Consider the following 13,539-nt stretch of genomic DNA (forward strand, 5'->3'; position numbering starts at 1 on the left):
CCAGCCTGTGTCGACCGGCGCACCCCTTCGGCTCACTCGCCTCGGTGACAGGTGGGCGCCCGCCTCAAAACGGCTCTCGGTCTCGCGGCTCTCAGTCGCGCAGCGCCTCGATCACACTGGTGAGGTGGGCACGGACGGCCGCCTCGGCCGCCTGCGGGTCCCTGGCCCTGATCGCCTCGATCATCGCCAGATGCTCGTTCAGGGAGTGCTGCGGACGTCCCGGCCTCAGCGCCAACTGAAAGCGGTGGCGCACCAGTTGTGCGTTGAGCCGCTCCAGCAGTTCCACGGCCGTCCGCTGGCCGGAGAACTCCCGGATCCTGGCGTGCAGTTCCTGGTTGAGTTCGGAGTACGTCACCGGCTCGCCGTCGGCCACGGCCTTGGTCATCGCCGCGCCCAGGTCCGCCAGTTCGGTCAGCTGCTCGTCGCTCGACGCGACGGCCGCCTTCGCCGCGCACAGCCCTTCCAGGACCATGCGGCACTCGGTGATGGCGACCGCTTCCTCCACGGTCACCACCCGCACCCGCGAGCCGCGGTTGCGGATCCGCTCCACGAGGCCCTGGGCCTCCAGATCGATGAGTGCCGCGCGGATGCTGGCCCGTGTCACACCGAACTGCTCGGCGAGCTCGTTCTCCACCAGCCGCTGCGCCGGTGCCATCTCGCCGTGCAGGATCGCCTGCCGCAGCTGCGTCAACGCATGCTGTTTGGCCTGCTCTCCGGTGCTCGGACGGGCTTCGTTCGGCATGCGCCCTCCCTGAGTGAGTGCCAGTCGAACCTAAATCTAGCCAAACAAGATTGTCAACAATTTTGTCCGCCGTATCGCGGGCGCAGGTCAACGCCACGGCCGCGGCCCGCCCCTGGGCGGCCCCGACGATCGCCGCTCACTTGATGATCGCGTTGGCGACGACCACGATCACGCCGAGCAGGGCGTCCGCGACCCCGGTGGCCACGGCGGCGGCCCAGCGGCGGCCGGCCCATCGGGCCGAGAGGAACCCCAGGACGAGCAACAGGACGATGTTGAAGACGAACGCCGGGAGCTCGACGCCGTTCGCCGGCCACCAGCCCCAGCCCGCACCCGCGAGGATCACCACGGTGGGCAGCATCGCCACGACCAGGGGCCATTCGTCGACGAGAACGCGCAGGGCCTGGAGCCGGTGGCGCGGATCGCGGTCCGCGATCAGGTGGGCGTAGCCGTGCGCCAGGGCCGAGGCGAGCGCGGTCACCAGCAGCCAGGCGGCGTCGTAGCGCCGGTCCGCCCGTGTGGTGTGCTCGTGCTCGGTGAGCGCCGCGACCATGGCACTGGCCAGCACGGCGCCGTAGACACCGCCGAAGAGCATGAGCGAACGGCTGTCGTGCCCGGACCGTCCGGAGACGGCCGCCGTGGTGTCCGTCATCGGCTGCTCTCTTCGCGGGCGTACGGAGACGATCTCCTCAACGATCACCCGAGCCGTACGCCGGCGCCACTCACGGCGGCACCGGCACTACGGTGGCGGCGCCGTGGTTCCGCGGATCTCCAGGGTCGGCGCGGACAGGTGGACGCTGCCCTCGGCCCCCGGCCTGTCCAGGCGGTCCAGGCGGTCCAGGCGGTCCAGGCGGTCCAGCAGACAGTGGGCGGCGCGGCGGCCGACCTCGTGCGGTGCCGGGTCGACGGTGGTGAGCCAGAGATGGCGCAGCCGGGAGATGCTGGTGTTGTCGTAGCCGACCACGGACAGGTCGTGCGGGACGCGCAGGCCCAGTTCCTCGGCCGCGGACAGGGCCCCGACGCAGGCGATGTCGTTGACGGCGAACACGGCGGTGGGCCGGTCGGGGCGGCTGAGCAGCCGTACGGTCGTCCGGTAGCCGCCCTCCTCGGTCATGTCGCTGGGCTCGACGAGCGCCTGGTCCGCCAGGCCGTGAGCCCGCATCGTCGCCTCGAAGCTGCCGCGGCGCAGCTCGCCGACGGCGCCGTAGCCGGCGATGTGCGCGATGCGGCGGTGGCCGAGCCCGATGAGGTGCTCGGTGGCCAGCCGTGCCCCCATCGCGTCGTCGTTGGCCACGACGTCCACGCCGGGCGGCGCCTGCTCACGGGCGGCCGCGACGACGACGGGGATCCGGGCGGCGACCGCGCCGAGGGCGGCCGGGTCGGGCAGCGTGCCGACCACGACCAGCCCGTCGGCCTGCAGGTCCAGGAAGGGTCCGGCGAGGTCGTGTCCGATGCGGCGGTTGAGGCGGGCGTCGGAGAGCAGCATGTGCAGGCCGCCCGCGTGCAACAGCGAGTTCAGGCCGTCGAGCAGGTCGACGAACCAGGGGTTGCGCAGGTCGTTCAGGAGTACGCCGACCATGGGGGTCCCCCCGCTCGAGCGAGGCCGAGAGTGGGGGAGGGTGCGCTGTTCGCTGAGGCTGCGGGCGGCCGCGTTGGGCCGGTAGCCGAGCTCGCGCACGGCGGCCAGGACGGCCTCCCGCTTCTCGGCGCGCACCTGGTCGGAGCCTCGCAGCACCAGGGAGACCAACGACTTGGAGACTCCGGCCCGTTCGGCCACGTCGCGGATCGTCGGCGGTCTCATGCTTTGGACCGTTCCACGAGCCGCACCGGCTTGTCAAAGGGTTGACAGGCAGGGGAAAGCACCCCCAGGGTGGCCTGGAATGAAATGGACCGGTCCAAAGAGGGGCTGTCATGGTGGATTCGCTGGGTGTCGCCGTCGTCGGGTTCGGCTGGATGGGGCGGGTGCACACCCAGGCGTACGCGCGGGTGCTGCACCACTTCCCGCAGCTGACCGTGCGCCCGCGGCTGGTCACGGTGGCCGAGGAGGTGCCCGGCCGGGCCGAGGAGGCCGCCGCCCGGTTCGGCTTCGCCACCACCACCCGCGACTGGCGCGAGGTTGCGGCCGACCCCCGGGTGCAGGCGGTCAGCATCACCGCCCCCAACTTCCTGCACCGCGAGATCGGCGTGGCGATGGCCGAGGCCGGCAAGCACATCTGGATCGAGAAGCCGGTGGGCCTGACCGCCCAGGACGCCCGCCAGGTGGCCGACGCCGTCGCCAAGGCGGGCGTGCAGGGCGCGGTCGGCTTCAACTACCGCAACGCGCCGGCCGTCGAGGCCGCCCGCGACCTGATCGCCGCCGGTGAGATCGGCACGGTCACGCATGTGCGCATCCGGCTGTTCAGCGACTACGCCGCCCACCCCGAGGGCGCGCTGACCTGGCGCTACGAGCGCGAGCGGGGCGGCAGCGGGGTGCTGGGCGACCTGGCCTCGCACGGCGCGGACCTGGCCCGCTTCCTGCTCGGCGACATCGCCTCCCTGACCGCCGACACCGCGATCTTCGTCCCCGAGCGGGCCCGCCCGACCGGCGCCACCTCGGGCCACACCCGCGCCACCGGCGGCGAGCTCGGCGCGGTCGAGAACGAGGACTACGTCAGCTGTCTGCTGCGCTTCGCCTCCGGCGCCCGCGGCGTCCTGGAGGCCTCCCGCGTCTCCGTCGGCGAGCAGAACAACTACGGCTTCGAGGTCCACGGCACCCAGGGCGCCGTCTTCTGGGACTTCCGGCGGATGAACGAACTGGGCATCAGCCGCGGCACGACCTATCAGGACCAGCCGGTCAGCACGGTGTACGTCGGCCCCGGCTCCGGCGAGTACGCCGCCTTCCAGCCCGGAGCGGCGAACGCCATGGGCTACGACGACCTGAAAGTGATCGAGGCCCACCGCTTCCTGCGGTCGGTCGCCGAGGGCACCCCGTACGGCGCCACCCTGTCGGACGCCGTGCACAGTGCCGCCGTACTGGACGCCATGGCCCGTTCGGCGCAGGGGGGCGCGTGGGTCACCCTGCAAGCGCCGTAGGCATGTTGTAGGGCGTCACCACCTGGATCGCGGACGGCAGGGTGGGCCCCGCGGGCGGCAGCGCGCCGTGCGCCCGCATGACGGTGTGGCAGGCCTCGCGCATGTCCTGGCGCAGGTCGTGGTGGAGGACGGCGGACAGACGGTGCTCGCGCAGCAGGCGGGTGTTGTCGTGGTCGAGGTCGTGGGCGATGAACACGGCGCACTCGCGGTCCAGGTCGGCGAAGGCGCGCAGGGTCGCGATGTTGCCGCCGCCGATCGAGTAGACGGCGCGGATGTCCGGGTCGCGTTCGAGGGCGGCGCGGACGAGGTCGTACTGCGTGGCGTCCAGGCCCTGGCCCTCGGTGATCTCGACGAGGGTGCGCTCGGGGTGCCGGGCGCGCATGGCGCCGCGGAAGCCCATCTCGCGCTCCTCCTCGTTGCGGAAGAAGCCGCTGCTGAGGCTGGTGAGCACGTTGCCGGGCCGGTCGCCCAGCCACTGGCCCATGAGGTACGCGGCGGTGGCGCCGGCGGCCCGGTTGTCGATGCCGACGTAGCCGAGGCGGGCGCTGGTGGGCAGATCGGTGACGAGGGTGACGACCGGGATGCCCGCGGCCTCCAGCCTGCCGACCGCGGCGGTGATCTCGGGGACGTCCGGGGCCTTCAGGATCACCCCCTGAGAGCCGCGCCGGGCTATCCGGTCCAGCGTCCCGGCCAGCTCCCCGACCGGCCCGGTCTCGCGGAAATGGAAGCGGGAGCGCAGGACGGCCGGGTGCAGCGACGGCAGTTCGGCCTCCAGGGCGGCGCGCACGGCGGTGGAGAACCGCTCCGGCGTCTGCATCACGATGTCGATCATGAAGGTGCGGCCGACGAGCCGGACCTGGGTGCGCTGCCGGTCCAGGTCGGCGATGGCCCTCTGCACCTCCTGCGCGGTGCTCTCCCGCACCCCGCCCCGGCCGTTGAGGACCCGGTCGACGGTGGCCTCGCTCAGGCCTGCCTGACGTGCGATCTCACGGATCGGGAAGGGGTGGCCCACAGGAGGCTCCTTGATGGGTTTTTGATGGCTCGCTGCTGGTTGTTCGAGGGGTTTGTACTGACAAGAATGTCAGAGCCGCGCGTCGCCGCGTGCCGCCGGTGCAGGGTCCTCGCCCCGCCCCGGAGCCGCGTCGCTCCCCGTGACCGAAAGAAGGACGACGATGTCCGTGACCTCAGCTCACAGCCGTGCCTGGCTGACCGGGCAGGACTGCGACTTCGACGACTTCCGTGCGCTGGTCGAGCGCACGACCGACCTGGCCGACTACCCCCACGCCTCGGCGGTAAAGGGGAACGTCCTCGTCTACGACAGCGAGCGCCTGCGCGTGGCGGACGAGGACCGTCGGCTGCGCACCGAGCTGGTCCGCGCTCTCGCCGACGGGCCCGGCATCGCGGTCTTCCGGGGCGCGTTCCCCGACGCGTCGGTCGTCGACCGGGCCACCGCGGTGTTCGACGCGCTGATCACCGAGCAGTACGCGTCGGGGGCCACCGCCGGCGACCACTTCGCCAAGCCGGGCGCCAACGACCGGGTGTGGAACGCCCTCGAGAAGGCCGCACTGTACGACCCGGAGACGTTCGCCGACTACTACGCGAACCACGTCGTCGCGCTGGTCTCCCGGGCCTGGCTCGGCCCCGGCTACCAGATCACCTCCCAGATCAACGTGGTCAATCCGGGAGGCGCGGCCCAGACCGCGCACCGCGATTACCACCTCGGCTTCCTCTCCGACGAGGCCGCCGCGGCCTATCCGGCGCACGTGCACCGCCTCTCCCCCGTGCTCACCCTTCAGGGCGCGGTCGCGCACTGCGACATGCCCGTGGAGTCCGGCCCGACGCTGTACCTGCCGTACTCACAGAGGTACGAGCCCGGCTATCTCGCCTGGCGGCTGCCCGACTTCCAGGCGTACTTCAAGGCGCACCACGTCCAGCTTCCGCTGGCGAAGGGCGATGTCGTGTTCTTCAACCCGGCGGTGTTCCACGCGGCCGGCACCAACCGCACGCTGGACGTGCGACGCATGGCCAACCTGCTCCAGGTGTCGTCGGCCTTCGGGCGCGCCATGGAGACCGTGGACCGCGAGGCGGTGGCGAACGCCGTCTACCCCGTGCTGCGCAGGCGCCGGGCCGAGGGCGTCGGCGAGGAGTGGCTGGAGCATGTGATCGCCGCGAGCGCCGAGGGCTACCCGTTCCCCACCAACCTCGACAGCGACCCGCCCGTCGACGGGATGGCCCCGCCCTCGCAGGCGGACGTCGTACGACGGGCGCTGCACGAGGACTGGACACCGCGGGCGCTGCGGGACGAACTGCGGGCCGGCGCCGCACGGCGTGAGAGCTGAAAGGGCTGGGAGATCATGGGACTTCTCGACGACAAGGTCGTCCTGGTCAACGGTGGCAGCCAGGGTGTCGGCGCCGCCATCGCACGGGCCGCGGTCCGCGAGGGCGCGGTGGTCGCCGTGACCGGGCGGCGCGCGGAGCCGGGCGAGGCGCTCGTGGCGGAACTGACCGCCACCGGCGGCAAGGCCATGTTCGTCCGGGCCGACCTGGCCGACGCCGAGCAGGCGAGGACCTCCGTGTCCGAGGTGGTGGACGCGTACGGCCGGATCGACTGCCTGGTCAACTCCGCCGGCCTCACCTCCCGGGGCACACTGCTGGACACCACGCCCGAGCTGTTCGACCAGCACATCGCGATCAACCTGAGGGCGCCGTTCTTCGCCATGCAGGCCGCCGTCGCGGACATGGTCTCCCGCAAGGCACCCGGCACGGTCGTCAACATCATCACCTCGTCGGCGCACGGCGGACAGCCCTTCCTGGCGCCGTACGTCGCCGCCAAGGCCGGGCTCGTCGGCCTGACCCGCAACGCCGCGCACGCCCACCGCTGGGACCGGATCCGCATCAACGGCCTCAACATCGGCTGGACCGCGACCGAGGGCGAGGACGCGACGCAGAAGACCTTCCACGGCGCCGGGGACGACTGGCGCGAGCAGGCGGCCGCCGGGCTGCCGATGGGCAAGCTGGGCCAACCGGACGAGATCGCCGACTTCGTGGTCTTCCTGCTGTCTGACCGGTCCGGCGTGGTCACCGGATCGGTGATCGACTGGGACCAGAACGTGCTGGGCGGACTCGACTGAGCGGATTTGAGCCCGTCCGGCGATTGAGGACGAACCCGAAGGGCGATCGGGGTCCGGGGCGGAGCCCCCGCAACGGACAGCAACCACAAACCAGGAAAGCAGCGGAGCACATGCGTATCGGAATCCTCGGCCTCGGCCGCATCGGCGCCTTCCACGCCGAGACCCTCTCCGGACTCGAAGCCGTCGAGTCGCTCGTCGTCGCCGACCCGTTCGCGGAGGCCGCCAAGTCCGCCGCCGAACGCTTCGGTGCCGAGGTCGCGGACTCCCCCGAGGCCGTGCTGGCCGCCGGGGTGGACGGCGTGGTGGTCGCCGCCGCGACCGACGCCCACCCGGGTCTGATCCTGGCCGCCGTCGAGGCCGGCGTCCCCGTCTTCTGCGAGAAGCCCGTTGCCAGGACCATGGGCGAGGGCGTCGAGGTGCTGAAGGCGGTCGAGGGCAAGGACGTGCCGATCCAGATCGGCTACAACCGCCGCTTCGACGCGGGCTTCGTGGCCGCCCGGGCCGCCGTGCACAGCGGCGAGCTGGGCAAGCTGCACACCGTACGGTCGACCACGCTGGACCCGGCGCCGCCGCCGGCCGCGTACATCGCCGCCTCCGGCGGCATCTTCCGCGACTGTTCCGTGCACGACTTCGACATCATCCGCTGGGTGACGGGCCGCGAGGTGACCGAGGTGTACGCGGTCGGCGGCAACCGGGGCGCCGAGTACATCAAGGAGGCGGGCGACGCCGACACGACCGGCGCGATCCTCACCCTCGACGACGGCACGATCGCGGTGGTCTCCAACAGCCGCCACAACGCCCGCGGTTACGACGTCCGCATGGAGATCCACGGCTTCACGGACTCCATCGCCGTCGGCCTGGAGGACAAGCTGCCGCTGCGCTCCGTCGAGCCCGGCGTGACCTTCCCGGCCGGGACCCCGCACGACTTCTTCATGGACCGCTTCACCGAGGCCTACCGCGCGGAACTCACCGCGTTCACCGAGGTCGTGGCCGGCACCCGGCCCTCGCCCTGCACGGTCGCGGACGCCCTGGAGGCGGGCTGGATCGCCGAGGCGTGCACGTTGTCGCTGGCGGAGCACCGGCCGGTGCGGATCGACGAAGTGCGGGTGGTTTGACGTACCACCGCCGGGGGCGGGACGGGGCCCCTGACGCCCCGTCCCGTGTCCTCCGCGGCCCGTCCTCACCGCGCGGCGGGCTGCGCGGGCAGGTCGAAGACGTGGTCCGGGCTGATGATCTTCGTGATGGCCTCGCCGAAGACGGTGCTCGGTTCCTCACCCTTGTAGTTGATGTCGGTGTTCAGCAGCACCACGAGGGTCGCCTGCGCCGACGGGAGGTAGACGGTCAGGGACTCGTAGCCCGGCAGCGAGCCGTTGTGCCCGAGCCAGCCCCGCACGTCGAAGATGCCCAGACCGTATCCGGCGCCGGGGAATGTGCTCGGGGGTGTGGTGAGCCGCTGCTTCTGGACGACGGGGCTGATCAGGGTGGAGCCGTCGGGCAGTTGGCCGGTGGCGACCGTGCGGGCCCAGATCCTCAGGTCGTCCAGCTTGGAGATCATCGCGCCGGCCGCCCAGGCCCACGAGGGGTTCCAGTCGGCGGTGTCCGCGACGTTCCCGTCGGCGGTCTGGTCGGTGTAACCCTGCGCGTGCGGCTGCGGGAACTCGGCGCCGGTCGGGAACAGCGTGTCCTCCATCCCCGCCGGATCGAGGATGTTCCGCTGGATGTAGTCCCCGAGGCGCATACCGCTCTCCTTCTCGACGACCAGGCCGAGCAGGATGAGGTTGGTGTTGCAGTAGTAGAACTCCTGGCCCGGCTGGAACATCACCGGGTGCCTGAAGGAGTAGCCGAGCAACTCCTGCGGGGTGAACGGCCGTCGGGGATCGGAAGTCAGGGCCTTGAAGAAGGCCGGATCCTCGGAGTAGTTGAACAGACCGCTGCGCATGCCCGCCAGTTGCCGCAGCGTGATCCTGTCCCCGTTGGGAACTGCGCTGATGTACTGCCCGATCGGGTCGTCGAGGCCCACCTTGCCCTCGTCGACCAGCTCCAGCAGCGCGGTCACGGTGAACGTCTTGGTCTCGCTGCCGATCCGCATGAAGAGGTCCGGCGCCATCTTCTGCCCGGTGTTCTGGTCCGCGACACCGAACGACCGTACGTACTCACCCTTGTCGGGCGTCCAGATCCCGACGGTCACGCCGGGTACGTTCGCCTCCCGCAGGACCTGCTGCACGGCCGTGTCGAGCTGCCGCTTCACATCGGGGGTGAGAGGCACGACGCCGTCGTCGGTGGCGGAAGGACTGGGTTGGCCGGTGGCGGTGGGGGTCCCCGGCGCCGCGTAGGCGGTTGCGCCCGCCGTCGCCACGAGGAGAATCCCCGCTGCCACAGCGGTGACGACCACCCTGCGAAGTCTTCCGCACGCGTGCTTCATGGCTGCTCCCAGCGCATGAGAGGCGACCGTACCGTTGGACTCGGAGCTCAACAGCCGTACCTCATCAGGATAGGAGCTCCCCCCATGGCCGTCCTGTCGGGGCGATCGCGGCAGGTCTGCGCCACGCGCCGGTGGCGACGGGTTCCGGGGTCGGCCTCCGGCGGCCGCGACGGCACACTTTCCCTGCACGGGTACCGCCCCGTGCCGACACAGGAGGTACGACAGGCATGGGCGAAGCAGACCGGGAACCGCTGCGCATCGGAGTGCTGGGCGCGGCACGCATCACCGAACTCTCCCTCGTGGCCCCGGCCCGGGCGACCGGCCACCGGCTTGTGGCGGTGGCCGCCCGCGACCGGTCCCGCGCCGAGTCCTTCGCGGCCGCACACGGCGTGGAGCGGGTGGCGGACTCCTACGCCGGCCTGCTCTCCGACCCCGAGGTGGAGGTGGTCTACAACCCGCTCGCCAACGGCCTGCACGGTCCGTGGAACCTGGCCGCCTTGGCGGCGGGCAAGCACGTCCTGAGCGAGAAGCCTTCGGCGAGCAACGCCGAGGAGGCCGCCGAGGTGCGGGAGGCGGCCGCGAAGGCCGGCACCGTCTTCATGGAGGCCTTCCACTACCTCTTCCATCCGGTCACCCGGCGCCTGCACGAGTTGCTGGCCTCGGGGGAACTCGGGGAGCTGCGCCGGGTGGAGACACTGGTCGCGATCCCCGCGCCGCCGGACACCGACCCGCGCTGGTCCCTGCCGCTGGCCGGGGGCGCCGTCATGGACCTGGGCTGCTACAGCCTCCATGCGGTGCGGATGCTCGCGCCCTGGGCGGGCGGTGCGCCGCGGCTGGTGTCCGCGCGGGGTGGGGAGCGGGCCGGGGCGCCCGGCGTCGACGAGTGGCTGGACGCCGACCTGGAGTTCCCCGGCGGCGCCACGGGCTCGGCCCGCTGCCACATGGCGTACGGAGACATGGAGATGAGCTGCCGGATCGTCGGTTCCCGTGGTGAGGCGCTCGCCCCGAACTTCGTGCTCCCGCACCTGGACGACCGCGTCGTGGTGCGCACGGCGGACGGCGAGCGCACGGAGCGGCTGGGTACGCGCTCGTCGTACACCTACCAGCTGGAGGCGTTCGCCGACCGGGTCCGCGGCGGCGTCCCGCTGCCGCTCGACGCGGACGACGCCCTGACGACGATGACACTCATCGACGACTGCTACCGCGCGGCCGGTTTCGAGCCCCGGCCGCGCACGGCCGTCGAGGGCTGACGCCCTTCGTCAGGAGCAGTCGAACCGGTGGCCCATCGGGCGGTCGGGGCGCTCAGCGGTACAGCGCCGGCCGCTCCACCAGCTCCACCTCCACCCGGCCGCCCTCCTCCAGCGACCGCACCCCCGCCTCGCAGACCGCCGCCGCGGCGTAACCGTCCCAGGTGCTGGGGCCGGTGACCTCGTCGCGGCGGGTGGCGTCGACCCAGGCCTGGAGCTCGCGGTCGTAGGCGTCGGCGAAGCGTTCGATGAAGTCCTGGGCGATGGTGCCGCCCCAGCGGCCGGCCATGTTGGTGACCATGGCGTGGCCGTCGCCGATGCGGGCGGTGCCGCGTTCGCAGACCATCTCGGCCTGTACCTGATAGCCGAAGCCGCAGTTGACGAACATCTCCACGTCGGCGATCGCACCGCCCTCGGTCTCGAAGACGACGAACTGGGGGTCCTGCAGACCGTCCGGAGCGTTCGCCGACGGCTGCGGGCGCAGCACCGTGACCGCCGTGATCTCGTGGCCCAGCAGCCAGCGGGTCGCGTCCGTTTCGTGGGCCACGGAGTCGCTGATCAGCATGGCGCTGGTGAAGCCGGGCGGGCTGGCCGCGTTGCGGTGCCGGTTGTGCACCATGAGCGGACGGCCCAACTGACCTGTGTCCAGTAGGGACTTGAGCTTCATGTACTCGGCGTCGTAACGCCTCATGAAGCCGACCTGGACGCGCCGCCGGCCGAGCCGCTGCTCGGCCTCCAGCACGCGCAGCGCCGATGCCGCGTCGGGGGTGAGCGGCTTCTCGCAGAGCACGGGCAGGTCGTGTTCGAACGCCGTGAGAAGTGCCGCCTCGTGGGCGGGCCCCGGGGAGGCGATCAGTACGGCGTCGACGTCGGCCGCCGCCATCGCCGCAGCCGGGTCGGTGTAGGCGGTGCAGCCGTTGACGCGGGCAGCGACGGCCTTGGCGCGTTCCGCGTCGACGTCCACCACAGCGGTCACCCGTGCTCCGCTGGTGACCTGCTGGATCCGGCGCACATGGTCGGCGCCCATTTTTCCGGTACCGATGACTGCCACCCCGAGCGTTCCGCGCGTGTCACGCCGGTTCATGGTGATCGGCCGTCCTTTCGGGTCGTCAGGCGCCACAGGACTTGAGGAACTTACGGGTGCGGACCGCGATGGGCAGCGGCTTGTCCGGCTCACAGGGGTACATGTCCTGCTCGACGATCGCGAACAGTTCGACGCCGAGCTTCTGTGCCGCCTCCAGCACCGGCCCCAACTCCGGGACACCGGCGGGCGGTTCGCACATGACTCCGCGCTGTACGGCCGGTCCGAACGGGATCTCGTTCGCCACCACGTCCGCGTGGATCTCGGGGTCCACCTGCTTCAGGTGCAGATAGCCGATCCGTTCGCCGTACGTCTCGATCAGCTTGACGCTGTCGCCGCCGCAGTAGGCGTAGTGCCCCGTGTCCAGGCAGAGGTTGACCAGTTCGGAGTCCGTCGAGTCGAGGAACCGCTCGACGTGGGCCTCGGTGTCGATGTGGGTGTCGGCGTGCGGATGAACGACGATGTCGAGGCCGTACGTCTCCTTCACCTCGTGCCCGAGCCGCTCCATGCCCTTGGTGAGGTGGGCCCACTGTTCGTGGGTGAGCTCCGGGGGCTCCAGGATCTCGGCGGTCTTGTCGTCCCGCCAGAAGGACGGGATGACGACGAGGTGGCCCGCGCCCATCGCCTGGGTGAGCGCGGCGACCTGGCTGACATGCTCCCAGGTGGACTCCCACACGGACGGGCCGCGGTGCAGGCCGGTGAAGACCGTGCCCGCCGAGACCCGCAGCCCGCGCTTGTCCACCTCGTCGGTGAGCCGCGCCGGGTCGGTCGGCAGGTAGCCGTACGGACCCAGCTCGATCCACGAGTAGCCGGCCTCGGCAACCTCGTCCAGGAAGCGTTCCCAGGGCACCTGCCGGGGGTCGTCGGGGAACCAGACGCCCCAGGAGTCGGGGGCCGAGCCGACCCGGATGCGGTCGAGCGAAGAAGCCATGTCAGGACTTCCCTTCGGGGGTCGCGACGGGTCCGGTGAGGTCCTCCTCTTCGGGGAGTTCTTCGACGTCGACGCCGCGGACCTGCGACAACTCGTGCTTGAGTGCGGCGAGTTCGGCTCCGCCGGCCATGTGGTTGGTCAGCTCCTCCAGGCTGATGTCGCTGCGCTCGGCGGAGAGTTCCATGGTGCCCAGGCGCAGGACGCTGAAGTGGTCGCCGACCATGTAGGCGTGGTGGGGGTTGTGGGTGATGAAGATGACGCCGAGGCCGCGGTCGCGGGCGGCGGCGATGTACTTCAGCACCACCCCGGACTGCTTCACGCCCAGGGCGGCGGTGGGCTCGTCCAGGATGAGCACGCGGGCGCCGAAGTAGACGGCGCGGGCGATGGCCACGCACTGGCGCTGGCCGCCGGAGAGGGTGCCGATGGGCTGTTCGAGGTCGTCGAGGACGATGCCCATCTCGCGCAGCTCGTGGTCGGCGGTCTTCTTCATCTTCTCGATGTCGAGGCGGCGGACGGGCCAGGGGCCCTTGGTCATCTCGGAGCCGAGGAAGAAGTTGCGCCACACCGGCATCAGCGGCACGGTGGCCAGGTCCTGGTAGACGGTGGCGATGCCCTTGTCGAGGGCCTCGCGGGGGTGGCGAAGCGTACCGGGGTGTCGTCGACGAGGAACTCGCCCTCGGTGTGCTGGTGCAGCCCGGAGATGATCTTGATGAGGGTGGACTTGCCGGCGCCGTTGTCGCCCAGCACACAGGTGACCTGACTGGGGAACACCTTCAGGCTCACCCCGTGCAGGGCACGGATGTTGCCGTACGACTTGCCCGCGTTGCGCAGTTCGACGATCGCCCCGTCGCCGTTGGCCGGGACGGTGTCCGCGAGGATCGCGCCGTGGGTTCCGGTTCCGTTGGTTTTCATTGCG

General features: G+C 71.2%; 12 protein-coding genes and 1 pseudogene. 5 read left to right on the top strand and 8 right to left on the bottom strand.

Going from position 1 to position 13,539, the window contains the following annotated elements; genetic code table 11:
• Window positions 1-91: 91 nt before the first annotated feature.
• From ABZO29_RS07675 to ABZO29_RS07685, 3 genes are all read right to left on the bottom strand, one after another.
• Window positions 92-742, bottom strand: a complete 651-nt coding sequence (locus tag ABZO29_RS07675; RefSeq protein WP_367319385.1) for a GntR family transcriptional regulator — start codon at window positions 740-742, stop codon at window positions 92-94.
• Between the two features lie 136 nt (window positions 743-878).
• Window positions 879-1,391, bottom strand: a complete 513-nt coding sequence (locus ABZO29_RS07680; protein ID WP_367319386.1) for a hypothetical protein — start codon at window positions 1,389-1,391, stop codon at window positions 879-881.
• Between the two features lie 87 nt (window positions 1,392-1,478).
• Window positions 1,479-2,540 carry a LacI family DNA-binding transcriptional regulator gene (locus ABZO29_RS07685; protein WP_367319387.1) on the bottom strand — a complete coding sequence of 354 codons (1,062 nt, stop codon included), beginning with the start codon at window positions 2,538-2,540 and terminating at the stop codon, window positions 1,479-1,481.
• A gap of 110 nt (window positions 2,541-2,650) precedes the next feature.
• On the opposite strand from ABZO29_RS07685, the gene ABZO29_RS07690 reads away from it, so the two are divergent.
• The gene (locus ABZO29_RS07690; protein ID WP_367319388.1) at window positions 2,651-3,811 is read left to right on the top strand and encodes a Gfo/Idh/MocA family protein; all 1,161 of its coding nucleotides are present in this window, start codon (window positions 2,651-2,653) and stop codon (window positions 3,809-3,811) included.
• Here ABZO29_RS07690 and ABZO29_RS07695 read toward each other — a convergent pair.
• Window positions 3,792-4,823, bottom strand: a complete 1,032-nt coding sequence (locus ABZO29_RS07695) for a LacI family DNA-binding transcriptional regulator (RefSeq protein WP_367319389.1) — start codon at window positions 4,821-4,823, stop codon at window positions 3,792-3,794. The two genes, ABZO29_RS07690 and ABZO29_RS07695, sit on opposite strands and share 20 nt — an antisense overlap.
• Before the next feature lie 160 nt (window positions 4,824-4,983).
• Here ABZO29_RS07695 and ABZO29_RS07700 point away from each other — a divergent pair, with 160 nt between their 5' ends.
• From ABZO29_RS07700 to ABZO29_RS07710, 3 genes are all read left to right on the top strand, one after another.
• Entirely contained in the window at window positions 4,984-6,150 is a 1,167-nt protein-coding gene (locus tag ABZO29_RS07700) for a phytanoyl-CoA dioxygenase family protein (protein ID WP_367319390.1), read from the top strand.
• Window positions 6,151-6,165: 15 nt separating this feature from the next.
• Window positions 6,166-6,942, top strand: coding sequence for an SDR family oxidoreductase (locus ABZO29_RS07705; RefSeq protein WP_367319391.1), 777 nt, complete (start codon window positions 6,166-6,168; stop codon window positions 6,940-6,942).
• A gap of 110 nt (window positions 6,943-7,052) precedes the next feature.
• Window positions 7,053-8,057 carry a Gfo/Idh/MocA family oxidoreductase gene (locus ABZO29_RS07710; protein ID WP_367319392.1) on the top strand — a complete coding sequence of 335 codons (1,005 nt, stop codon included), beginning with the start codon at window positions 7,053-7,055 and terminating at the stop codon, window positions 8,055-8,057.
• 65 nt (window positions 8,058-8,122) lie between these two features.
• On the opposite strand, the gene ABZO29_RS07715 is transcribed toward ABZO29_RS07710, so the two are convergent.
• Entirely contained in the window at window positions 8,123-9,364 is a 1,242-nt protein-coding gene (locus ABZO29_RS07715) for a serine hydrolase domain-containing protein (protein ID WP_367319393.1), read from the bottom strand.
• Between the two features lie 227 nt (window positions 9,365-9,591).
• Between ABZO29_RS07715 and ABZO29_RS07720 the strand changes: the two genes are divergently transcribed.
• Window positions 9,592-10,614, top strand: a complete 1,023-nt coding sequence (locus tag ABZO29_RS07720; RefSeq protein ID WP_367319394.1) for a Gfo/Idh/MocA family protein — start codon at window positions 9,592-9,594, stop codon at window positions 10,612-10,614.
• A 52-nt stretch (window positions 10,615-10,666) separates the two neighbouring features.
• Here ABZO29_RS07720 and ABZO29_RS07725 read toward each other — a convergent pair whose 3' ends face one another.
• The 3 genes and pseudogenes from ABZO29_RS07725 to ABZO29_RS07735 form a co-directional block, all read right to left on the bottom strand.
• Window positions 10,667-11,695 (bottom strand): Gfo/Idh/MocA family protein, encoded by a 1,029-nt coding sequence (locus tag ABZO29_RS07725; protein WP_367319395.1) that lies wholly within the window; start codon window positions 11,693-11,695, stop codon window positions 10,667-10,669.
• Between the two features lie 25 nt (window positions 11,696-11,720).
• Window positions 11,721-12,623: a sugar phosphate isomerase/epimerase family protein gene (locus tag ABZO29_RS07730; protein WP_367319396.1), complete on the bottom strand. Its 903-nt coding sequence runs from the start codon at window positions 12,621-12,623 to the stop codon at window positions 11,721-11,723.
• 1 nt (window position 12,624) lies between these two features.
• Window positions 12,625-13,535, bottom strand: a pseudogene (locus ABZO29_RS07735) (ATP-binding cassette domain-containing protein).
• Window positions 13,536-13,539 lie beyond the last annotated feature (4 nt).

This window comes from Streptomyces sp. HUAS ZL42 (genome assembly GCF_040782645.1).
Classification (GTDB): domain Bacteria; phylum Actinomycetota; class Actinomycetes; order Streptomycetales; family Streptomycetaceae; genus Streptomyces.

Coding starts and splice junctions, on each gene's coding strand:
- ABZO29_RS07675 (WP_367319385.1), bottom strand. CDS start 742: ATGCCGAACGAAGCCCGTCCGAGCACCGGAGAGCAGGCCAAACAGCAT.
- ABZO29_RS07680 (WP_367319386.1), bottom strand. CDS start 1,391: ATGACGGACACCACGGCGGCCGTCTCCGGACGGTCCGGGCACGACAGC.
- ABZO29_RS07685 (WP_367319387.1), bottom strand. CDS start 2,540: ATGAGACCGCCGACGATCCGCGACGTGGCCGAACGGGCCGGAGTCTCC.
- ABZO29_RS07690 (WP_367319388.1), top strand. CDS start 2,651: ATGGTGGATTCGCTGGGTGTCGCCGTCGTCGGGTTCGGCTGGATGGGG.
- ABZO29_RS07700 (WP_367319390.1), top strand. CDS start 4,984: ATGTCCGTGACCTCAGCTCACAGCCGTGCCTGGCTGACCGGGCAGGAC.
- ABZO29_RS07705 (WP_367319391.1), top strand. CDS start 6,166: ATGGGACTTCTCGACGACAAGGTCGTCCTGGTCAACGGTGGCAGCCAG.
- ABZO29_RS07710 (WP_367319392.1), top strand. CDS start 7,053: ATGCGTATCGGAATCCTCGGCCTCGGCCGCATCGGCGCCTTCCACGCC.
- ABZO29_RS07715 (WP_367319393.1), bottom strand. CDS start 9,364: ATGAAGCACGCGTGCGGAAGACTTCGCAGGGTGGTCGTCACCGCTGTG.
- ABZO29_RS07720 (WP_367319394.1), top strand. CDS start 9,592: ATGGGCGAAGCAGACCGGGAACCGCTGCGCATCGGAGTGCTGGGCGCG.
- ABZO29_RS07725 (WP_367319395.1), bottom strand. CDS start 11,695: ATGAACCGGCGTGACACGCGCGGAACGCTCGGGGTGGCAGTCATCGGT.
- ABZO29_RS07730 (WP_367319396.1), bottom strand. CDS start 12,623: ATGGCTTCTTCGCTCGACCGCATCCGGGTCGGCTCGGCCCCCGACTCC.